This window comes from Sphingobium fuliginis (assembly GCF_015074805.1).
Taxonomy (GTDB): Bacteria; Pseudomonadota; Alphaproteobacteria; order Sphingomonadales; family Sphingomonadaceae; genus Sphingobium; species Sphingobium fuliginis.
In genome coordinates, this window is sequence record NZ_CP060035.1 from 792284 (window position 1) to 814326 (window position 22043).

Here is a 22043-nt window from a genome sequence, read left to right on the forward strand (position 1 = left end):
TAATGTCGTCAAGCAATAAGAGGAAGCACGCGAATCACGAGGAAGGGGAAATGGCCAGATCGGGTTCGAGGACCTACAAACTTCGATTATCGGACCAGGGCATCGACCTGTTCCTTGCCTGCCACTGCCGGCTGGCGCGACTCGTCCGCGACTTCATTCCCTATGGGGCGACGCTCTCGGTCGCGGTTTTGCTCCTCGATCGCCTGGCGGTGGAAGACATAGCAGCTGAACTCGAGACAAGGGCTTGCGACCAGCTCGCAGGTGACATCGAGAGATTCGTCGGATGTTCGAACGAGCTTGCCAATGTCATGCGACGGGTCGTCGAGCGACTCGAGGCTTCGGAACAGTTCGGTTGCAAGCCTCCGATCGGCAAGCTCTACATTGTCGGGCTCGTCTCGTTCAAAGTGGTCGAGGACGGCGAGCTAACTGACGCCTATCGCAGCACCGCGTCACGAAGAGCGGGCCGCGAAACAGAAAATTAACCGCTTCTCAGCCAGTTGATCTCGTGCAAACCCCGCGCGGGAAAGCAATCCTTCTTCCAAAATGGGAACGATAGGATTTGACCCGCAGCGTACATCACACCAATTCTCGTGCTGTCGAACTGTGCAATGGGAGCTTTGAGCAACAGTCAGGGAGAACCTGCACGTGTCGCTTCAAAGCACATCCGGCATTGGAGATGCGGCTGTCCTTGCGCAGATCAAATTGATCTCGGGAAAGTGCATCGAAGAGCGGAGACGGAAAGAACGGAAAACACAGGAGCAACTGGCGTCCGATGTCGGTATCGGTGTGCGTTGGTTACGCGAGATCGAGTCGGGTAATCCGAAATCCTCGATTGAGGATCATCTGCGCTGTGCATCCGGCGTGGGGCTTCCAGCCTCCTATTTCCTGATCCCGCTGATGTTCATGGATCATAAGATGACATTTCCACGGCAATTGCTTCTCGACGATGTGGCAGCCCTTGAGGAATACTGCATTCGCTGCATCGGCGACTATTATGTCGATACGATCTCCAGTCGGTTACGGCCGTCGGCATCGAAATCGTCGCCTCCCGAAGCTGAAGCTTGAGGTCCCGCGGATCATGGCGCCCGAGGCGCTCACTTCGGAGCGGGTCTATATGGGCCTGCGCCGCGCGATCGTCGGCGGGTATTACGCCCCCGGCACAACGCTTGTCGCCCAGGCGATCGCGGAGGAATTTGGCACAAGCATCGCTCCAGTGCGCGATGCCATTCACCGCCTGGTGGGGGAGGGATTGATCGAGACACATCATGGCGGGGGATTCCAGCTTCCCGTCCTTACGGAAAACGATCTTCGGGATCTCTATGTCTGGCACGGCCAGATCGTGCGTCTTGCCATCAAACATCGCTCAAGCCCCAGTATCAGCATCGACATGTCAACGACCTTGGACACTCTCGACCCGGAGGATACTCGCGCAATCGCCGACGCGACGACTGAGCTATTTTCTCGCCTCGCAGGCCTTTCGCGAAATGAGCAGCATGCCGCCGCCGTCGCAAGAGTCGCCGATCGGCTTTATGCGACTCGGTTGCGTGAGTCGGTGATTAAGGACCGCGTCGGCGAACTGCGCGCGGTATGGATTGTGACCGCATCCGGTCGAGAGTCCGCCGTTCGCGATGCCGTCTGGGCCTATCATCGGCGGAGACTGCGCCGCGTGCCAGCGTTGGTGAAGGCGACAAATAGCGAATTTTATTCGCCATATGTTCGATAGAACTCGGTGCCGGCTGTCACGTCGTATTTAAGGTCAATATGGGCACTTATAACGTCTCATATATGTGATCCGCTCAGTAACATTCCAGCGCTGCAATCCGCAGCGAGAAGGAGTGTTCAGCAATGCAACGCGAAATGGAAACCGAGAGCGACCTGATCGACCTTGGACCGGTCACGGTCGAAACCAAGGGCATCGCCGGCCTGTCACGCGATCAGGATCAGTCGCCGAAGGGCGGCGCAGGCATCCTCGACGATTGAAGCCGATCGGGGCGCGCAGGCCACTGCGCGCCCCGATACCAGGGACCGGGTGCCATGGCTCATTATCTCAGGTCGAATCTCCATTATTGCGACACTGGCGCCCACATCGTCTTCCTGGACGTGGCGGCAGGTCGCTATTTCAGCATCCCGCCAAGCTGGAATACGGCTTTCCGTAACTGCCTGGCGGGCGATGCACCGGCCGAACAGGCGGATTTTGCAGCGAGCAAGCTTGTCGCTGCGGGAATCCTATGTGGGGCGCGGGATGTAGGACCGACACGGGATCCGGAACCCTTCGTCGCCCCCACTGAAATCCGGGCAAATGAAGCGGACCGCGTGATTCGCATCTCGATGGTTTTGAGGGCGCTTTGGCATCAGATGTGGGTTGCGTCGGACCTCAAAAGGCATGGCTTTCAATATGTAATCCGCGACCTCGAGCTGAGGCGGAAGGGCCCGTTCCGCACCGAGCGCGTTAACGTCGTGACCGAGGTCAACAGCTTCAATGCGGCCTTCACCTTCACCGAGTTCGCGATATCCAGGGCTGACAATTGCCTCATCCGTTCGATAGCGTTGCTGCGGATGCTGCGCGCGGCGGGAGGCGATGGCCTATTGGTCATCGGCGTGACCGCGAGCCCTTTTTCCGCCCATGCCTGGGTCCAGCGCGGTGCCGTCTTGCTCAACGACAGCCTGGATCGTGTCCGGATCTTCTCCCCGATCCTGGTCGTCTAATGGCGGCAAATTATCTGATTCTCCTGTCGGAGGACCCCGCGATTCTCCCTGGCCTGATCGCACGTGCCTCCCGAACAGGGTCGCTCGGCGTGGTCTTCGCGACAGATCGCGTCGCAGTAATGGCCGATGCAGCTTGCCCGACAATTTCACTCGGTTCGGATCGCGGCATTGTTCTGGGAAGGCTCTTTGGTCGATCGGATTATGCGCCGATCACCTCGGTCGATCCGCCATGCACAAGCCCTGACGCGAGCTGTCTCCCGGTTCTCATCGAACGCTGCTGGGGAAGCTATGTCGCCATCGAGCAGGGCGCCGACCGCGAGACTGCCGTCCTGCGCGATCCGTCCGGCGGCCTTCCCGCCTATTATGTCTCATCGAACGGCGTCCATGCCATAGCCTCCGACGTGGCGACCATTGGCGTCGTCGATCTCCTACGCGTCGAAGTCGATTGGGAGAATATCGGCTTCCAATTCCGCTTTCCCAATCAGCGTTCGGAATCGACAGCGATCCGGGGCGTACGCGAACTGCTGCCAGGATTTGCACTGATCTGGGACGGGGCCATGCTCCAGACGGAAGCTCGATGGTCGCCGTGGGATCATGTCGCGAACAGGATGGTCAGCGATCCGGTCGGCACGGCCAATCGGGTCCGCACGACCATAGAGGGCTGCATCGGCGCTCTGGGCCGTTCTTACGGAAACATGCTGGCGGGCGTCTCCGGCGGCTTGGACTCGTCGATCATTGCAGCGGCCCTCGCGCGCGCTGGGTGCGAACCGCATTGCGTAACGGTGGCGACCCAGCATCCCGAGGGGGATGAACGCCACTACGCCCGTCAACTATGCTCCGCGCTCAAGCTGCCGCTCCATGAGGCGCAATTTGCGACCGCGCACGTCGACCCGTGCCGGCCAAGCGCGCCCTTTCTTCCACGGCCGATCGGCGAACCGTTCCTGCAGAGCTATGATCACATCGCACGCGCCATCGGCGACGCCCAGGCGACCGGCACCATCTTTCGTGGCAATGGCGGCGACGCGGTCTTCTGTTTCATGCAGAACGCGACTCCCATCGTCGACCGTCTGATGCTCGAAGGATTGCGCCCGGCTCTATGGAAAACCGTGCGGGACGTCTGCCGGATGACCGAGAGCAGCCTGGCCACAGTGCTCTTTTCGGCGCTGAGAAAAGCGATGGCGGGACCGACATCGTCGGCGAACCGGCAAGATGAGCGCTTTCTGCTGCCAGCTGCGGGAACGGGCTCGGCGCATGCCGGCCATCCGTGGCTTGTCCCACGAAGCGGCGTCCCACCTGGCCGCGCGACTCATGTGCAGTGGGTCGTGCGTGTACAGCGCTTTGCGGAAGGCAATCGGCACCAGGCCGATCTCGAGCTCATCTGTCCTTTGCTGTCGCAACCCATCATCGAGGAATGTCTCGCCATCCCGAGCTGGGCATGGGTCGCAGGCGGAATCAATCGTTCTGCGGCCCGAAGCGCCTTTGCTGGCGTGCTGCCTCCGTCGGTGATCGAGCGCACCGTCAAAGGAGGACCGGACGCATTCTGCATCGAATTGCTCGACGCTTACAGGGACATCATCAGGGAGCAGCTGATGGACGGCCTGCTCGCCGCGAGGGGTGTGATCGATCGCCGCGCGGTAGAGCGCTCCCTGTCCAATCTCGGGCCGCCGCGCAACAATGACTATCTCCGGCTGCTCGCACTCGCCGACGCGGAGGCCTGGGTCCGGCATTGGTCGATCGGCGCGGCACCCGCCGATGGCCGGCTGTCCGGTCCGGATGCAGCGGTCCGCTCCGAGGAGAGTGCAGGGAGGTCGAGCCATTCAGCCGCTTCGGGCACGACGTGATCGCCGCCCTGCAGCCAATATTCGAACCACGCGAGATTCCGCTCGTAGACCGCGAACCGATGGACCGGCTGCCATTTGATATGATGCTCGCCCGGAAACACGTATAGCGCGTACGGGACATGGTGCTGACGCAGCGCTGCCGCAGTTTCGAGGCTTCCGAGATACTCGTCCTCGGCAAGCTGCATGAGAATCGGCGCCCGGATCCGGCTCGCATTCCGGGCAATCGAATAGCAGGCCCAGAAGGGCTCATTCTCATCGCCGCGCGCTGGATAGCCGGAGCCGACATAGTTTCGCTCCGCGCCTGATCCGGCCAGCGGAATCAACGTCCCTGGCTCCTCGAACGAGCTGCTGACCGACGCCGCGGCGAACAGGGTGCTATGGAGCAGCGCATATTGGGTCGTGCGCGTGCCGTCACTGAGGCCCGTGATGCCGATACGCTCGGGATCGACGACCCCGCGCGTGACCAGCAGATGGACGCCCTGCTCGAGCGAGGACAGCACGCTTCGCAGGTCCGCCCAATCCTTCATGTTGTTGCGTTCGAGTTCGTCTCCATCACGACTGGGCGACAGCAAGCCGATCTCACGAGGGCGCTCGAAGCTGAGCACCGCGAAGCCGTGCGCGGCGAACAGCTGAATGGGATATTCGTCGCCGGTGCCGCCGCGGAGAAACCCGCGGCTGTCATATTGCACGATGATCAACGGATGCCGCTGGCCTGGCCGATGGTCCGGCGGGAGGACAAGATCGCCAAAAGTCTCGATGCCGCGATCGTTGCGCCAGGTCAGCCGCTCGATCCGGCCCAGCCGAATCTCGCGGAACTCCGGATTGAAATCGAGGACCGGACGGATCTGCCCATTCTCGCTCACCCTCACCAGCCGGCGCGGCTGGCCCGATGATTCATGGAGGCACAGAAGATCGCGTCCGGTTGGGTGACAATCGGCAAGCAGATCGTCGGTCCGAAAGGCACGATGCGGCATGCCATGCCCGGGCGTCCAGTCGTAGAGCGCAAGCTGGCTCAGGCCCCAGCCTTCTTGTCGGAAGAAGCGCAAGGCCCTGCCATCGGGCGTCCACCATAATCCGACGATGTGGGTGCAGATCTCGGCCGTGCAGTCGATCATTTTTCCGGTGGCCGTGATCGCGCGCAGTTGAGTTGTCGGTATGTACTGGTCAGGGTCGCGCCGGCGGGTCCAGGCTTTGCTGCCGCGCGATGTCGCAAAGAGCAGCGCATCCTGCGGCCTGCCGGCATCGCTTGCAGGATCGAGCAGGGCGCGCTCGCTGGGCATCGCCGGCCGCACAGCTCGGGACCGCATGTCCAAGGTGAAGAAGGCGAGGGGGCTCGGGGCGTAAGGAAAGGGACGACTACTCGCCTTCGGCACGAACCGATCGTCGAACAGGAAGCCGGACCGGGCCTCGCTATCGATCGCCCGCCAGCCCTCCTGAAGCTTCGGCTTACTCGCAAAGATGATCGCCCTGCCATCCGCGGACCAGGCCAGATCCTCGATGTCGACGTCGGACGTCGTGAGCGCCTCGGATGTCGATCCGTCCGACCGCGCCCGCCAGATCTGTGTGGCGCCCCGCTCGCGCTTCAGAAAGGCGATCCACAGCCCATCAGGAGACCAGTGGGGCGTGATGACCTTGGGGACGCCAGTCGGGAAGGCGGTGATACCGGTACGATCCAGGGTCTGGCGGATCAGTTCTCCCCCCGCGTCCACCTCGATGAGACGCGCGGGCGCCCCAATCTCGACGACGAACATGCCCATGCAGTAGCTGTTCGCGTCAGGATCGGCCCGCCGTATCTGAAACGCGGCCTTGCGACCATCGGGTGAAACCGCGACTGCGCTCGGACCCTCGAGCGCCACGCTGGCGGGCCAGCCGACGTCCCGGAGTCGCACCAGATCCATTGCCTCGATAGCCCTGCTAGCAACATCCGGCCCGGGCGAGCTCGACGGCGCCAAATTCTGACAGCCGGTTTCGGCGGCGGCTGCCCAGCCTTCGGGACCAATCATGGCGAACAGGGCGACGAATGTAGGCGCCAGCGCCCGCAGCAGATGGCGCATCACAGATGTTTGGTGACGGACAGGCTGACGAAGCGGCCGACAACCGAATAATTGGTGGAGTCATAGGCGGGATAATAGGGCGCCGAGGTCTTGATCCGGTCGGGCTTGTCGTTGAACAGGTTCAGGACCGACAGTGTGATCTCGATATTGCTCAGTGCCTTCGCACTGTCACCGGTCCGGTAGACGGCCGTGAGATCGACCGTTGTCATCGGCCGGACCGACTGTTCAGGGATCGACCGGTTATCGGTCACACCGCCTATATAGTTGCCATAGGCACTGACGGTGAACGCTTCCCGATCCCACACGGCGCCTGCACGCGCACGCCAATGGGGTGGATTGAAAATCACTCCGGCTGCCGGGATCGCCGCCGTATTGGGCGTCAGCTCCTGCTTGCTATGGATATAACTCGCCGACCCGCTCAGCGTCACCGTGTCTTGCGACGCGAATTCGAGCCGGTAGTCCGCGGCGATGTCGATGCCGCTGACCGTCTGGCGAGCGATGTTCAGGTAGCGACTATCGATGATCGCGACGACGTCCGCCGGATCATAGGGAAGACCCGTGAAATTTTCGACGCCGGATTTCGAATCGCCGACCGCGGTGCCAACGTCGCCGAGGGCCGGGTTGAGGTTGACGAGCGCGGCATAGGCCGGATTGGTCAGCAGCCCTTCATAGGAGCTGATGGGCTGTGTGATGCGGTCCTTATAGCGAACGTGGAAGACGCTTCCCTCGACCTTGAGATGGGGGATCGAAGCGGGCCGCACGACGATCGATGCCGTCCATGTCGACGCGCGTTCCGGCTTGAGATCCGGATTCCCGCCGACGAGGAAGAGTGCTGTCGCGCTCGCCGGATAACTGGTGCTCCCGAAGTAGCTCGCGGGAACGAGCTCGGCGTCGTATCCCAGGAACTGCTGATAGAGCGTGGGGGTCTTGAACGAGCGTCCCCATGAGAATTTGAGTTCCACCCCTCGCCAAGGTGCATAGACCAGGCCGAGCTTGGGCGTCGCGACGCTCGCCATGCCAGGATAGTTTTCGTACCGTGCGGCGCCACTCACCGACAGGTGGTCGACGAAAGGGATTTCCTGGGCGCTTGAAACGATGGGAACATGGACCTCCCCGAACCCATAGTAGCTCTTCCGGCTCTTTGAAAATTGCACGGTCGGGGTCGTGCCGCCCGCGCGTTCCGTTTTCAGGTTTGCGTCCAGGCCGTTTGACCGATAGCCGCCCCCCAAGGCAACCCGGACGTCTCCGCCCGGCAAGGTCATGAGGCTGCCTTCGACGTTGAGCTCGATCAGCGTCGATCGATTTCGATAGGAGCCTGTCGACGCGAAGCTGAGGGCGCCGACACTGAAAAAGCGCGAATTCAGATCGGTCTTGTCCTCGGCATATGTTCCCAGCAGCGTTGCCGTCCAGCCCCTTGGCAGTGCCCATTCGATCTTCGGCGAGATCGCATAGGACCGCACGGCGGGCGTGCGGCGATAGCCGAGGTCGGCATAGTCGTCGCTCGCAAGCGGCTGCACCGTGGCGGAATGGCGAGAGCTGTAGACCGCATCAACGCTCGCGGTCAGCGCGCTGTCCACATCCCAATAGCCGTTCAGGATGGCGCTGTGATGCCGCTGCGCCGGAAGCAGGGTGGTCGTTGGGAATGTCGCGTTGGTGTAGGAGCGTTGCCCGGCGAGAATCGGCGTGTCGCGCTCGAAATCATAACTGACAATGAAGCCGGAGCGAGCTCCGGTGGTGCCGGCGACGACACTATACTCCTGCTGCCGATCGCCACCGTCCGTCGATGCGCCACCGCGTGCCGTCGCGCTGACTCCATCGAAGCTCCGCTTGAGAATTACGTTTGCGACGCCCGCTACAGCATCCGAGCCATAGATTGCCGACGCGCCGTCTGTGATGATCTCAATTCGATCGACCGCCGCGAGCGGGATTGCGGAAATGTCGATCGCCTGTTGTGCGCTGTTGTACGCCAGTCGATGCCCGTTCAGCAGCGTCAGCGTGGCGTCCGGCCCGAGACCACGGAGATTGAGACTCGAGGCGGAACTGACATTCTCGTTGGTTTCACCGGTGACGCCAACAGTCACTCCCGGATTTTGTCCGCCCGCGAAGCTCTGCGGCAGGCTTCTGGCAAAGTCGCCAAGATTGGTGAGCCCTGATTTTCGGATCTCGTCCTGCGTCTGTGTGATCGTCGGCGAAGCTGGCAAGGCGCCACGAATTCGCGTGCCGGTTACGACAATGTCCGTCAATCTGTCGGCCGTCCCACCGGTTGCCGCACTCTGCGGCGGCTCGGATCGCCCCCGAATGTAAACCGTTCCGCCCGAGATTTCCGCGGTCAATCCCGTGCCGTGCAAGAGCAGGGCAACGGCCTCATCGGGCGTATAGTGCCCTTTAAGTGCGGCCGCGCGCCTCCCTCTCAGCGCATCGCTCGCCGCTACGAGTTCGAGGCCGGACTGGCGCGCCACGTCCCGCAGAGCATATTTCAGATCCTGCGCTGCGAGGTCATAATCCCGCGCAATATCCTCTTGCGCGCGACTCACCGAACTCACCGAAAGGCCCGCCACAAAGGCTCCGACACACAACCCAATCCGATACCGCTTCATTCCAATGCCCCCTTCGGTCCCACGGAACTTTCCAGTGGGTGCATTGGCTTTGACGGGGCATGTTCAAATGTGGTGCGGTAACCGCTGCGATCAGTCCGGATTTTTCAGCAGAAGTCGCCCGGGTTTGCTGCGATCAACGATCAATCCCAGCAAAGCCGCCAGTTTCTGCGCGACGGCGTCGGCGTCGGTGATGTCGAGATCCGCGAATACCTCTCGTCTTCCAAACGTGGCATCCGCGAACACGATCTTGATCGCTGATCGCTGGTTGACCTTCTCGACAATCTGCGCAGCCGGGACATCATCGAAACTCTCCACTGCGCGAGTGGTCGGTGGCGCAGGGATCTGGGCGGTCGGCTGCGGCTCAGCTTCCGACGGTACCGAATAGGACACTTGTTCCCCCGGGCTGAGATGCACAACCTTCTTCACCTGCTCTTTTGCCGTACGCGGAAGGCTCACCTCGACCGAACCGCTGAGGAGCCGGACGTTTACGCCGTGGACGATGGCGACTTCAAACAGCGTTCCTGTCGCTGTCACCTTGCCGCCTGCGGCGTAAACAACGAAGGGCCGTGCAGGGTTATGCGATACGGCAAATCGTGCCCCGCCCCGCAAGAGGTCTACCGACCGTTCGCCATTCGTGAAATGCGTCGCAATTCGGCTGTCGGCGAAGAGCGTGACCTCAGAGCTGTCTTCAAGCCTGACAATCCTGTCGGTCTTGGCGGCGACGTAGGTGCGGCTTTCCGCGACGTCCCGCCTCGCGGGATTCAGGTCTCGCCAAGTCAAATGAGGACCACCCAGAATGCCAACCACGACGGCGACCACCGCGATGAGGCCACCAGCGGCAACCATTCGTCCTTTTGCACCCCAGGGGACGCGTTCAGGTGCAGGCGAAAAGGCTACCCGCAAAGATGGAATGCGCGCGGCGCTGTCGCTTGCACGTCCCACCTCTACCGCCACGCGTTTGTAAACTGCGCGATGCTGAGGATCCTTGGACAGCCATCTTTCGAGGGCCGCGGCGTGCCTGCCGGGATCCTCGTGCATCTTCATCAGCCAGTTATATGCCTGACGCTCGATCCTGCTGGGCCGGTCGCTCATCGGTTCCTCCGATGTTGATCGATATGCGCGATGGCCTTCAGCATCTGTCTTTTGACACCCCAAACACTCATGCCAACTCTACTCGCGATTTCCTTGTAGGTGAAACCATCGACCCGGCTGAGCAGGAAAATTTCCAGCGTCTTGGGCTTGAGCTGGCGCAATATGGTCCCGTAATGCTCGAGTTCCTGGCGGCCTTCGAGTTCTCGATGCTGGTCATATTCGGTCGGATGGTCCAGGCCTTCGACAAGCGGTACCGAAAGCTCCGCAAGCCGTGTCGAGGCGCGCTCGGCGCGGTCTCGCAGCAAATTCGTAGCGATGCGCCTAAGATAAGCCTGTGGCGTTGCAATCTGGGTGACCGGCGATGCGCGCAGGAATCTGGTGAGCGCTTCCTGTGCGAGATCATCAGCCTCGTCATATGAGCCCAGCCGCCGCCGGAAAAATCGCACGAGGCTGGGGACCTCGGATCGATAGATCGCGTCGAACCCCGCCGGCTCGTCGGTCTTGCCGGCCGAAGCCTCTACGCCACTGTGGCGATGTATATCATCTTCGAGCGCCATCAGACGGCAGCGCGGTTCGCGCCCCGCGCAATGTTCGTACCGTGTGCCCGGAGTCTCTGATCAGATCGGCCTTGGTCCATCTCGTCGCGCCCTATGTCCACTCGGGGCGACGGCCAAAGCCGGATGTTGGAAACCTGACTTGCGGCAGGCGCATGCGCCTTTACCGGCAAGCCGGCTGGACATACGCGCATGCCACCCGGCCGCAGAAGCTGAGACCGAGTCCACAAGTTCGGGGTTTCCATGCCCCGCTCCCGAGTGTCGCGGGAGCGAGACCAATTTGCCCGCTTCGGGTTCAGAAGCAAGTGTTTATCACACCAAGTCCATCTCTTCAGGCGCGGGACTCCGTGTGGGAAGGGAAGGTGGGGAGGGATGTCGGTCGCAGGAAGCAGCGCTCGCCATCCGCTCGACGGCGGACGGGCGGGGTCGCTGTGCCGGGATTGGTCATAAGCTGCAGCAGGACAAGTCCGAACCGGAAGGAAGGCTTGTCCCACCATCCGTCGCCGCGGTCCGTCGCGGCCACCCCGGTTTCCACCTACGACCCGTTGGACAACTGGCCGCACATTGGGAACCCTTCAGTGCGCTCATCTCTATCATCGGCCGGCTGATATAGATGCCTATCTTGAATTCTGGCGGCATTGGCCGTATCTGATGTCGGAAACGTCGTATGTTGGTGACCGCTATGTCGACCCTGGCCGATCAAATTCTGGAGCGCATGGCAGGCGGCGGCACTCTTGCGCGCGGCGATTTTCCGCTCGATGCCAACTACGACTCGGTCGGGCGAGCGCTTGGCGACCTCGTCAAAGAGCGCAAGATCGTGCGCGTCGGACGCGGACGTTACAGGCTTGCGCGGAGCGGCGCCACGGCATCGTCGGCGTCGATCGCGGATCTCGTAGAGCGCCGTGTAAGCCGCTCAAAGCGCAACGTGTTTCTGCGTCGGGACTTTGGCGAATTCGGCAGTTATGATGCGGTCGGGCGGGCGCTGCGCCAGGCGACCAAGACCGGCAAGCTCATCCAGATCGGTTACGGCCTTTATGCCAAGGCAGCGCTCTCGCCCTTCAGCGGCAGGCCGGCCCCCGTCGTGGGGATCAAACGCCTTGCTGCCGAAGCGCTCGGGCGGCTCGGCAAGTCGGTCGATCCGTCGAGCTTCGATCGCGCCTATAATAGCGGCCGCTCTACCCAGGTGCCGACCGGCCGAACCTTGGCGGTCAAAGATCGTGTCAGCCGGCGCATCGGCTATGATGGCAATTATGTCGTTCTCGAGCGCACCTGACGCGCGGACGCTCGGTCGAGTCGCCGGTGCGCTCGCTGTCGATGAAGCCTTTGTCGAGAAGGACTGGTTCGTCGTTCAGGCGATCGCCAGGCTCGTCGCATCAGGAACCGACGACATCACCCCGATCTTCTCCGGCGGGACATCGCTGCTGAAAGGCCATGCCCTGATCAAAAGATTCTCGGAGGACATTGATTTCAAGCTCGGTCTCTCGCCGGCATTTGTGGCCCTCTCAGGCAACCAGCGCCGCAAGGCGCTGGGAGTCTTCAAGGACGATCTTGAGGCGGGCTGGGCTGACGCCGGCTTCACCGACATGAAGGTCGAGGCGCGGGACGCCAACGGCTTCCTGAAGATTGAGATGGCCTATCCGACCATTCTCGGCGGACATGATGCGCTGCGGCCACATGTCCTGGCGGAACTATCCGCGAAGCCGCCGAGGCTCCAAACGATCGCCCGGCCGCTATCATCCTATGTGAACCAATATCGTGGGCTTGAGCCGGAAGTCAGCGCAATTCCCTGTATCGACCCGGTCGAAACCGCCGCCGACAAGCTCAGTGCCTTCGCGTGGCGCATGATCGTCCGCGACAGATCCGCGGCCGACGACGATCCGACGATCGTCCGTCACCTTCATGATCTGGCGGCCCTGGAAAGCACAGCGACGGCAAGCACTGTCTTTCCGGCCCTCCTTGCCGAGACGTTGGTCGCTGATACGCACCGAGGGGGTGGCGCCGTCGCCCATCTCGATCCCCCGGACCGCCTGGGAGTGATGCTTGCCAAGCTCGCGGCGGATACTGCCTATGATGGCGAATATTCGCGCTTCGTCGAAGGCATGGCCTTTGCGGGGGAGAGCGAGGTCCCGACATATGGGGAAGCCATCCGAGCGCTATCCCGACTTGCGGCACTGCTGGTCTGATCCATCGTCGCTCTCTATTTGCAGCGATATCCGATCAAAAAGCTCATGCAGACGGGCCAGACATTGCCCGGTCAACCCAACGGAAACCCGCCGCCCGTCGTCGCCATCCGCGCTCCGCGTCAAAAGCCCCTTTTTGACCAACTCGGTGATCTTACGATGTGCGCTCGATGTCGGAACGTGCGCGGCCATGCAAAGTGACCAGAGATAAGTTTTCCGGCCCTCATGATGGGCCAGATACAGATCGAGCAACATATCCCAGGTGGGGGCAGGGCAGAGGTCGAACCCCAGCTGGGCACCGACAAGCTTGCGCTCGGCAATGAGCTGCCGGCACAGTTCGCGCCGCCTCTCCATGAGCTGGACGGCGCTCATGGGCGTGGTGCGCTGCATACGGGTGTCGGATGTGTGTCTGCCGCGGAAGATCCTGCGCGGGACATGTCACAGCCGCCCGCTCAGGCCGCAGGAGCCGATGCCGGCTCCTGCGGCAGGATCGCGCCCGCCCGATAGAGCGCGATCAGCTCCTCCTGTTCCGGCCGCAGTGCATCGACCGCGCCAAGTTCGGACGGCTCACCGGTCAGAAGATGGGAAGGACAGCGCCCTTCATGGGTACCGAGATTGGGCCGGTGCGCACGATAGCCCGCGAGCGCCGCAAGCTCCGGTGCAAACGACTTTGCAATTTCGGGCGGATAGGCGAGCCACGGCAGTTCATAAGGCTTCAACCACCCGAGGCTGTAGCTCACGATCATTCCGCGCCTTGGCCTATGGGTGCGGTTCGCGCCGCCGGCGTGAAGTGTCGATCCCAGGAACAGCAGCGCCGCGCCGGGCTCCATCTCGATACCCATGCCCTCTGCCGCATCAATGACGATCTCATCCTGCCGCCGGTGGCTTCCAGGCCAGATAATCGTCGCGCCATTCTCCGCCGTGTAAGGCGAGAAAGGCCACATCACATTGACCAGATATTCGACGCCCGACGTGTGGACCGGCCACATGTCCTGATCCCGGTGCGGCGGCTGCGCGTCGCCGCCTGGCAAGATCTCGATCGCCTGGGTGAGATTGAGCTGGATCGTATCGCAATGTCGCCCGAGGATCGCCTCCACCGTCGAGAGCACGCCCGCGTGCTGCACGAAGGCCGCCATATGCGGGCTACGGCGTAACAGGCCGTGAAACCGCTTGGTGGTGCCGCCATAAAAAGGCCCGACCGACAGGCTGGTGGTTTCGAACACCGGCTCGAGATCACTCGCCAGCGCGTGCACCATTTCCAGCGGCACGGCATCGCGGATCACGGAATAACCCTGTGACTGCAGGGCCTCCGCATGCATCCCCAGTTCGGTCCGGTGGGCGTCGCCGGCGATCGCCGCCATGTCGTTCATGCCGGCACCGCCGCGCGAGGGTCCGCCATCACGAGAGGCGCCGACACATAGGTGCCGGCATCACGCAACAGATGCGGGGTCTCCGGCGTGATATCGATCCTGAGCGCACCGGTGAGGCTGCGTCCCATCTTTCGCGGCAGACCAAGCGGCCAACAGTCCCAGCCGAGCGCCAGCACCTGACTCAACCAGCCTGAATCGGCGATGCAGGTGAACGCCTGGATATCATGCAGCAACGCAAATTCGACGGCTGCCGTGGTCAGCGCGTTGCGCACGACCAGCCGTTCCGGCGCACGCAGCCGCATCGACAGGCACCCCCGGCTGATCTCATAGATATTCGGCGAACGGGGTACCGCTTCGTCGCACAGATCGGGAAAGATCGTCCCCAATATGTGCGGCCCATCCGTCGGCAAAAACCTGATCGACCCCCGATGGCCTCCGTTCGCATCCGCTGCGACCAGATAGATCGCCCGGTCATCGTCGAATTGATCGATCTCGAAACAGCCATGGACGACCGGCACATCCCATTTCAGCAAATCGACGAAGACATGTTTGCGATCGCGATGCATCGCATCGAGAATCGCGTTGGCCCCTGGCGCTCGCGCGCCCTGAAAGATCTGGATCATGAGTTTCTCCCGATTACAACGGGATGAAGGTCGTCCAGATTTGTCGAAGGCTCATACCAGCTAGGTAGAGGGTTGACCGGACTTTGGGCGGTATCCCTGACGAACTCGAACCGAAAGTGGACCTCATCAGAGCCGGGAGCACGCTATCCAGCGCGGGCTGCGACCGCTTTCAGCCGGCCTCGCAATATGCCGACCGCGAACAGAAGGTGGAGGAGGGGGCAGCGGCGAGCGCTTGGATCAGCGGCAGACATATGTCCGATGACCCTGGCGCCAACCCCATCGCGGATTTGGTCCATGTCCTTTCGATTCACCCAGAGATGGTCGCGATCTCGGTACGCGGCCAAAGTGAAAGCGCGCGCCAGCATGCGCGATCGAGTTTTGAAAGCCGCCGCCGATCGACTGGGGCCGCCCGCCGTCGCCCTGGCAAGAGCGCGATTTGCCGGTCAGGCGGACATCGCCATCGATCCGCTGGAGACAGAATGTCGCGCCCATCCACGAGGGTTCGAGGTGCGGGCATGGGCACTTGTGCCGCATAGCGAGGTTCCCGCACGACTCGCCAACTCGCTCGCACCGAGTATCGACAAGCTCAGCCCGCTCGCACCGAGCGTGCGGCAGATATTCTTCCTGAGCACGTCCTACGGTATCGCCATCCGGGACATCGCCATCCTCCTTGATATGCCTCGCCGGGATGTCCGTCGCGCGATGCTGAACGCTATCGCCTCGCTCGACTCCAAAGCCGAATGGTGACGCGCCGGCGCCGGTGGCGCAGAGGAACGCGCCCGTCGATGACGCGCTAGATCTTGCCCGCGGAGTGCGCGCCAGCCGTCGGCGCCAGCAGATCGTCTAGCATGGCCTCGCATTCCTCCTCGCTTTTCGGAATGGGCCGCTCTTCCGCGACATCGATCGCGAGGGACAAATGGCAGGCGAAAGCCGTGCATCCCGCACCACCGCGATCGAGGGTAGCCAGCGCCTCCTTCATGAGCCGCAAGGCTTGCCTCACTGCAAGATCTCCTCTGCTCACGATATCCTCATCACAGCCGAACGGAACGACATTTCCCATCGCACTACCTTCATAACTGGCATGATCGCACCTCGACGCCCGCAGGACAATCGCTGGACACGATCCCGCGCAACAGCTGCCCATGGCTCTGCCGAGGCGCGCTTATGCCTACCCTATGGTTGATTGAATTCATCGGCCAGACCGAAACCGTTAATTTTCGTTTCCATTTTGGGAGAAGTCCTTCCGGGTGCCGTCGCCGCGAACGACATGCGGTTGGACACGAAAATCGGTGCTTCCACGAAAGCCATAGAAATGTCTGTACTGCACCACGCCGTTGACCGCGCAGCGCTTGAAGCGCGCGGCATGGCACTCGTCCGCCATCTCGGCGGACACTGGACCGCCGGGAAGGGCATGTGCCGTTGTCCCGCGCATCCGGACCGAAGCCCGAGCCTTTCGGTACGGACCGGCGATATAGACCTCTTGTTCAAATGTTTTGCCGGTTGCGACACGATCGACGTCCTACGCGCGATCGCCCGGCTCGGACCCCTTCCGACCGCCGGTCCCCTGAATAGCTACAACGCTCATTCCGGCGTGGACGACGGCTGGCTGCGATCGCGCGCAACGGACCTGTGGGAAGAGGCCAGCGCCATCACCGACACGCCCGTCGAACAATATTTGCTGAACCGCGCGATCGGCCAATTCTCCCCGGCGCTCCGTTTTCACCCTCGTACCCCGCTCGGGCCACGGCGCCAGATCGTCTTCCGTCCTGCCATGCTAGCGGCCGTGCAAGAAGGCTCGCGCGTGATCGCCGTTCAGCGGACCTTTCTGGATACCGTCCTCGCACGTCGCGCTCGTGACCTCGGCAACCCCCGTCGAATGCTCGGGCGCCCGGCGCGCGCCGCCGTCATGCTGGCGGATGCCACCGACGTGCTCGGCCTCGCCGAAGGCATCGAGACAGCGCTCTCCGCCATGATCCTGCTGGGAATTCCTGTCTGGGCCGCCCTTGGCAATGAACGGCTCAGCCGAATCGCCATCCCATCCAGCGTGGATCGCCTCATTCTCCTGCTCGACAACGACAGACCGGGCCGCCGCGCAGAGGTGATCGCACGCGAAGCACACACCAAGCCAGGGCGGACGATCGACACATTCTGGCCCTGGCACGGGCTGAATGACTGGAACGATGTGCTTCGACGGGAAGGGGAGAGGGGCGGTGGGCGGAGGCGGCAGGTGGCCTGACGGTCGGGTCGCGTCCGCCTTCGGAGAATATCCATGTCCCAGCTACCCATCCTGGTTCCGGCATCGAAGCTGACCAAGTCGCCGACCAACGTCCGAAAATCGACCGACCCCGCGGCCGACGCACAACTCGAGGCGAACATCGCCGAAAAGGGTATCATCCAGAACCTCATCGGCGTCCCTGTCGCGCGCAAGAAAGGCCAGTATCGCATCACGGCAGGCGGACGCCGCCTCGATGCGGTACACCGACTCATCGACAAGGCCGTGTTCGACGCCGACTATCTCGTGCCCGTGCTGCCGCTCGCCGACGCCAGGGACGCGATCGAAATCAGCCTCGCGGAAAATTTCTTTCGGTTGGCGATGAATCCCGCGGAGGCCTGCCGCGCCTTTCAGGATGTCATCGAGACCGAGGGCAAGACCCCGGCCGATGTCGCAAAACGGTTCGGCGTGACCGAAAAATTCGTGCACGGGCGGTTGCGCCTCGCAGCCCTTGCCGAACCCGTCTTCGATGCGCTGGCCTCCAACGCCATCACCCTCGACGTCGCCATGGCGTATGCCGCCACCTCGGACACCGAACGCCAGACTGCTGTTTTCAGCCAGATGGGCGAGGGCTATCATCGCTCCAACGTGAGCGAAATCCGCCGACAGCTTGCGTCGTTCAGTTACAGGGCGAGCGATCCACGCGCGCTGCTGGTTGGCCGCGATGCCTATCTCGCCGCAGGCGGCCGAATCGATAAGGATCTGTTCTCGGACGCCGACAGCGAAAGCTGGCTCGACACGCAGATCGTTGACGCTCTCGCGGAGGAAGCCCTCGCTGCAGCCGCCGAAGCCATTCGCGAGCGTGACGGTTTTCAGGAAGTAAGAGCCGTTGCGGCGACGCATGTTCCCTATACCGAGACCTACGCGCTGCAGCCACTTCGTGGCGACCTGCCGCCGCTCGCGCCCGCGCAGGAAACCCGCCAGGCCGAGATCAAAGCCGAACTCGAGGAGATCGCCTCAGCGCGCGAGGACGAAGGTTATGCGCCCAGTGTAGATGACGAATTGCGGAACGACGCCCTCGAAGCTGAACTCGCCTCGATCACCGAGCGCACTCCGGTCCTGACTGACACGCAGAAGGCAGAAGCCGTCGCCTATATCGTCATCGGTCCAGACGGCTCCCCGCGCGTCCACGAGCAGCTCTATGTCGCACCTGAACCGAATACTGCGGAAGATCAGGACGATGGCGCCGGGCGGGACCCCGAAGCTGACGAGGCAATCGTCGTCGCAAACGATGCCAAGCCTGTGATCGGTCAGCGCCTCGCCGATGAGCTGGCGGCGATGAAGACCGAGCTTATCGCCATCCATGTCGCCAGCGACCCGGTCTTCGCGCTCGATCTCGGCACCTTCATCATGGTCGAGGCGGCCTCCCGACCGATGGACAGCGACGACGTTCCGAGCGAGCTTCGGGCGACCCGCCCGACACCGCGTGTCCAGGGATTTGACAGCGGCACGCCTGCTGCAGCCGAATGGACCAAGCTCGATAAGGCGCTCAATCGCAGCTGGATCAGTCACGAGACGATCCAACAACGCTACGACGCCTTTTGCGCGCTCGACGATGCTGATCGCGCTGCCTGGCTGGGCTGGGCAATCGCCCGCACGATCGACGCGGTTCCAAGCGGAAGGACCGGCAGCGCCTTCCTCGACCATCTTGGGGCCAAGCTCGCCATCGACGTCGCGACGTGGTGGCGCCCGACCGCGCGGGCCTATTTCGACCGCATCACCAAGCCGGCGATCCTGGGTCTGTTCGAAGAGGTCGGTGGGGTCGAGCTCAAGCAACGCTACAGCGCGTCCAAGAAACACGACCTCGCGGCCTCGGCCGAACGTCTGTTCGCGGGCGACATCATCGTCGAGGCCGATGTGAAGGCCAGGGCCGTGCGGTGGATTCCCGACGGCATGCGCTTCTGGGTCGATCCGCCTGCGGTCAGCACCGAGATCGTGGCGGACGAGACAATCACGGACGAAGCGGCAGTTGGCTCTGCGCCCGACAAGGGCGCCGCGCGGCTTGCCGACGCCGCCTGACGCCTAGCCCGGCGGCCGGCTTCGGGCCGGCTGCCGGGCCTCTTCGCCGTCGCCGTGCTCCCCTCTGCCTGCACCCGTCACCCGTCGCGATCATGAGGGGAGGGGGTGGGAACGGATGTGGTGCGCCATGCGCCCGCCATCAGGAGAATCCCTTATGTCCCACCCCTTGCTCGCGCTCATACCGCCCCAGGCCGCCGACCGACCTTACGCGACCCTGATCGCCGTCGCCCGCTCGATCCATCAACTGCTCCATCGGCAGGGTACGATTAGCCGACAGGCCTTGCAGAAGTTGATGACGCAAGGCTTCGGGGGAACCGACGCCTCCGCGCTCTGGTCGATGCGAGATGCTTATGAAGCGCTCGAAGCAGCGCAGGTACTCCTCCTCCGCGCGGGCGACTGCCGCCATCTTTCAGGCCCGACACCGCAGGATCGGTTTCGTTCGCTCCAGTCGCTCGAGCGCTCCCTCCCGACGCAGACCTACCGCTCTGAACGCCAGGTCGATCTGCAGCAGTTCAGCACGCCGCTAACCCTCGCCTGGCTCGCCGGAATGGCCGCCGCCATTGACAAGACCGACCGCGTTCTCGAACCTTCCGCCGGTACCGGCTTGCTGGCAATCCACGCGGCCCGTGCAGGCGCCTCCCTCATCCTCAACGAGTGCGATCCCCAGCGCGCAGCGTTGCTCGGCGAGGCGCTCAACCAGCCCGTCACCGATCATGATGGCGAGCATATCGACGATCTCCTGCCCGCCACGGCACGTCCGACAACAGTGCTGATCAACCCGCCCTTCAGCCGCAGCGTATCACGCGGGCATGACCGGCACGCCGGCGCGCGTCATCTCCGGTCGGCATTGCTGCGACTTGCCCCAGGCGGGCGCTGTGTCGCGATCATGTCCCCGGGCTTCGCCCGCGCCAACACCGGAGGCCCTGGTTATGAGGCGGTCTGCGAGGTCGCGACGCCGCGCGTCGAGATCGACATCGAAGGCAGCCCCTATGCGAAACATGGCACCTCGATCAATGTCCGCCTGCTGGTGTTCGACAAGGGCTGGTCAGGCGCCACCGAACATCACCGCGCGGCCAATCTGGAAGCTGCACTGCCGCTGGTCCTGGCTCTGCCGCCGCGCCTCACGCTTGACCAGCCGCCGCCGGCGCCGGCCGCTGCCGGAATCAGACCCCGCCTGCCGACCCGGCCTGCTTCAAATGGATTGCTGCGCGGCCTGACGACCAAGGCACTCACTGCTCCCACGCCGACAGCCCCGCCGCCATCACCCATCGCCCCGCTCGCGTATCGCGTCCGAGACGAGATCCGCCCCGCCGGCGAGGCCAGCGGGATCTATGCACCCTGGCGGCTCGCACGCATCGATATCGATGGTGCCAATCCCCATCCCGACGCCCTGGTCGAGTCGCTGGCGATGGCATCGGTTCTGCCGCCCGCGCCGCGCTACCGCCCGATGCTGCCCGACCGCACCGTCCGAGCGCTTTCCGACGCCCAGCTTGAGGTCATCATCCAGGCCGGCGACGCCTTCGAGCGCAACTTGCCCGGGCGCTTTCGGGCTAACGACGCCGGCGATCGCCTGATCGAGGACGAAAACGGCAAGGCGTACCGCACCGGTTTCTATATCGGCGACGGCACCGGCGTCGGTAAAGGGCGGGAGGCGGCCGGCTGCATCATGGACCAATGGTGCCAGGGACGCCGTAAGGCCGTCTACCTCTCGAAGAGCAGCGCGCTTGAGGTCGAAGCGAAGCGCGACTGGACCGCCCTTGGCGGCCTCTCCGTCGACGTTCAGGGGCTCGACGTTTTCCCGCTGGGCAAACCGATCGCCATGCCGTCCGGAATCCTCTTTTGCACCTATGCCACATTACGCTCCCAGCGGCATGATGAAGCCTCCCGGCTCCAGCAGATCCTCGACTGGCTCGGAGAGAATTTCGACGGCATCATCGTAATCGACGAGGCCCACGCGCTCGCCAACGCCGCAGGCACCGAAACGCAATTCGGCGCTGCCAAGGGATCCGAGCAGGGGCTTGCCGGCGTCCGTCTCCAGAATGCGCTTCCGCGTGCGCGGATCCTCTATCTGTCCGCGACCGGCGCCACGGACCCGGCTAATCTCTGTTACGCCGCGCGTCTCGGCCTATGGGGACCAGGCACAGCCTTTCCCGATCGCAACGCCTTCATGGCGGCGATGGACGAAGGGGGCATTGCCGCCATGGAGATCGTCGCGCGCGACCTGAAGGCCATGGGCCTCTATACTGCCCGGGCGCTCAGCTTTGCTGGCGTCGAATATGAACCGCTCGAACACCAGCTCACCGCAGACCAGATCGATATCTACGATGCATTCGCGGATAGCTGGAGCATCATTCACCGAAATCTCGACGAGGTGCTGAAAGCCTCCGGCATCGTCGATCGCATGTCGGGCGATGTCCTTAATGCCCAGGCACGCAGTTCCGCCCTCAGCCGCTTCGAAAGCTCGAAACAGCGCTTCTTTTCGGCCTTGCTGGTCGCGCTCAAGATGCCGACCCTCGTCAAGGCTATCGAGGCCGAGATCGCCCACGGTCACGCGGCAGTCGTCCAGCTTGTCACCACGGCGGAAGCGATCCTCGATCGACGCCTTGCAGGTCTCTCCGACGAAGAACGCGCGAGCCTGGACCTTGAGCTGTCACCGCTCGACTATGTTTTATCCTGAGATCAGGATAACACATATTCTTTGCAGTCGAGATTTATGTCGAGCGGCTCGCGTGCAG

Annotated in this window: 19 protein-coding genes and 1 pseudogene; 12 read left to right on the forward strand and 8 right to left on the reverse strand. The window is 62.8% G+C overall.

Translation table 11 applies throughout. The features are described 5' to 3' along the window. Nucleotides 1–50 precede the first annotated feature (50 nt). From H5V43_RS03710 to H5V43_RS23850, 6 genes are all read left to right on the forward strand, one after another. A complete protein-coding gene (locus tag H5V43_RS03710) occupies nt 51–482 on the forward strand; it encodes a hypothetical protein (protein WP_025549870.1) in 432 nt (143 codons plus the stop codon). Between the two features lie 163 nt (nt 483–645). Then, nucleotides 646–1065, forward strand: a complete 420-nt coding sequence (locus H5V43_RS03715) for a helix-turn-helix domain-containing protein (protein ID WP_193666771.1) — start codon at nt 646–648, stop codon at nt 1063–1065. A 13-nt stretch (nt 1066–1078) separates the two neighbouring features. Continuing rightward, nucleotides 1079–1723: a GntR family transcriptional regulator gene (locus H5V43_RS03720; protein ID WP_025550732.1), complete on the forward strand. Its 645-nt coding sequence runs from the start codon at nt 1079–1081 to the stop codon at nt 1721–1723. A 122-nt stretch (nt 1724–1845) separates the two neighbouring features. Then, entirely contained in the window at nt 1846–1980 is a 135-nt protein-coding gene (locus H5V43_RS03725; protein WP_128830833.1) for a benenodin family lasso peptide, read from the forward strand. A gap of 54 nt (nt 1981–2034) precedes the next feature. Continuing rightward, nucleotides 2035–2706, forward strand: a complete 672-nt coding sequence (locus H5V43_RS03730) for a lasso peptide biosynthesis B2 protein (protein ID WP_025550730.1) — start codon at nt 2035–2037, stop codon at nt 2704–2706. After that, nucleotides 2706–4547: an asparagine synthase-related protein gene (locus tag H5V43_RS23850; RefSeq protein ID WP_338055804.1), complete on the forward strand. Its 1842-nt coding sequence runs from the start codon at nt 2706–2708 to the stop codon at nt 4545–4547. Before H5V43_RS03730 ends, H5V43_RS23850 begins: the two co-directional genes overlap by 1 nt. A gap of 20 nt (nt 4548–4567) precedes the next feature. On the opposite strand, the pseudogene H5V43_RS03735 reads toward H5V43_RS23850, so the two are convergent. The 4 genes and pseudogenes from H5V43_RS03735 to H5V43_RS03750 all read right to left on the reverse strand — a co-directional run. Then, nucleotides 4568–6601, reverse strand: a pseudogene (locus tag H5V43_RS03735) (Atxe2 family lasso peptide isopeptidase); the annotation flags it as partial. Continuing rightward, nucleotides 6601–9198, reverse strand: a complete 2598-nt coding sequence (locus tag H5V43_RS03740; protein ID WP_025550724.1) for a TonB-dependent receptor — start codon at nt 9196–9198, stop codon at nt 6601–6603. The gene H5V43_RS03740 and the pseudogene H5V43_RS03735, both read right to left, overlap by 1 nt. A 90-nt stretch (nt 9199–9288) precedes the next feature. Further along, a complete protein-coding gene (locus tag H5V43_RS03745; protein WP_128830830.1) occupies nt 9289–10290 on the reverse strand; it encodes a FecR family protein in 1002 nt (333 codons plus the stop codon). Further along, nucleotides 10287–10847: an RNA polymerase sigma factor gene (locus H5V43_RS03750; RefSeq protein ID WP_025550721.1), complete on the reverse strand. Its 561-nt coding sequence runs from the start codon at nt 10845–10847 to the stop codon at nt 10287–10289. Before H5V43_RS03750 ends, H5V43_RS03745 begins: the two co-directional genes overlap by 4 nt. Nucleotides 10848–11526: 679 nt before the next feature. Here H5V43_RS03750 and H5V43_RS03755 point away from each other — a divergent pair. Then, nucleotides 11527–12117: a hypothetical protein gene (locus tag H5V43_RS03755; RefSeq protein WP_025550719.1), complete on the forward strand. Its 591-nt coding sequence runs from the start codon at nt 11527–11529 to the stop codon at nt 12115–12117. Next, entirely contained in the window at nt 12095–13027 is a 933-nt protein-coding gene (locus H5V43_RS03760; protein ID WP_025550717.1) for a nucleotidyl transferase AbiEii/AbiGii toxin family protein, read from the forward strand. The genes H5V43_RS03755 and H5V43_RS03760 overlap by 23 nt, the downstream gene beginning before the upstream one ends. On the opposite strand, the gene H5V43_RS03765 is transcribed toward H5V43_RS03760, so the two are convergent. The 3 genes from H5V43_RS03765 to H5V43_RS03775 form a co-directional block, all read right to left on the reverse strand. After that, complete coding sequence (locus H5V43_RS03765) at nt 12998–13396, reverse strand: helix-turn-helix domain-containing protein (RefSeq protein WP_025550715.1); 399 nt, start codon at nt 13394–13396, stop codon at nt 12998–13000. The two genes, H5V43_RS03760 and H5V43_RS03765, sit on opposite strands and share 30 nt — an antisense overlap. A gap of 80 nt (nt 13397–13476) precedes the next feature. Beyond that, nucleotides 13477–14394, reverse strand: a complete 918-nt coding sequence (locus H5V43_RS03770; RefSeq protein WP_306303103.1) for a phytanoyl-CoA dioxygenase family protein — start codon at nt 14392–14394, stop codon at nt 13477–13479. Then, the gene (locus H5V43_RS03775) at nt 14391–15017 is read right to left on the reverse strand and encodes an acyl-homoserine-lactone synthase (protein ID WP_025550711.1); all 627 of its coding nucleotides are present in this window, start codon (nt 15015–15017) and stop codon (nt 14391–14393) included. Before H5V43_RS03775 ends, H5V43_RS03770 begins: the two co-directional genes overlap by 4 nt. 294 nt (nt 15018–15311) lie before the next feature. Between H5V43_RS03775 and H5V43_RS03780 the strand changes: the two genes are divergently transcribed. Continuing rightward, nucleotides 15312–15764: an RNA polymerase subunit sigma gene (locus H5V43_RS03780; protein WP_157846873.1), complete on the forward strand. Its 453-nt coding sequence runs from the start codon at nt 15312–15314 to the stop codon at nt 15762–15764. A 46-nt stretch (nt 15765–15810) separates the two neighbouring features. Here H5V43_RS03780 and H5V43_RS03785 read toward each other — a convergent pair whose 3' ends face one another. After that, nucleotides 15811–16077: a hypothetical protein gene (locus tag H5V43_RS03785; RefSeq protein WP_128830828.1), complete on the reverse strand. Its 267-nt coding sequence runs from the start codon at nt 16075–16077 to the stop codon at nt 15811–15813. A gap of 207 nt (nt 16078–16284) precedes the next feature. On the opposite strand from H5V43_RS03785, the gene H5V43_RS03790 reads away from it, so the two are divergent. The 3 genes from H5V43_RS03790 (at nt 16285) to H5V43_RS03800 (ending at nt 21985) form a co-directional block, all read left to right on the forward strand. Continuing rightward, the gene (locus H5V43_RS03790) at nt 16285–17253 is read left to right on the forward strand and encodes a DUF7146 domain-containing protein (protein ID WP_244968659.1); all 969 of its coding nucleotides are present in this window, start codon (nt 16285–16287) and stop codon (nt 17251–17253) included. A gap of 33 nt (nt 17254–17286) precedes the next feature. After that, nucleotides 17287–19308: a ParB/RepB/Spo0J family partition protein gene (locus tag H5V43_RS03795; RefSeq protein ID WP_025550702.1), complete on the forward strand. Its 2022-nt coding sequence runs from the start codon at nt 17287–17289 to the stop codon at nt 19306–19308. Between the two features lie 154 nt (nt 19309–19462). Beyond that, nucleotides 19463–21985: a strawberry notch-like NTP hydrolase domain-containing protein gene (locus tag H5V43_RS03800; RefSeq protein WP_193666773.1), complete on the forward strand. Its 2523-nt coding sequence runs from the start codon at nt 19463–19465 to the stop codon at nt 21983–21985. Nucleotides 21986–22043: the final 58 nt, after the last annotated feature.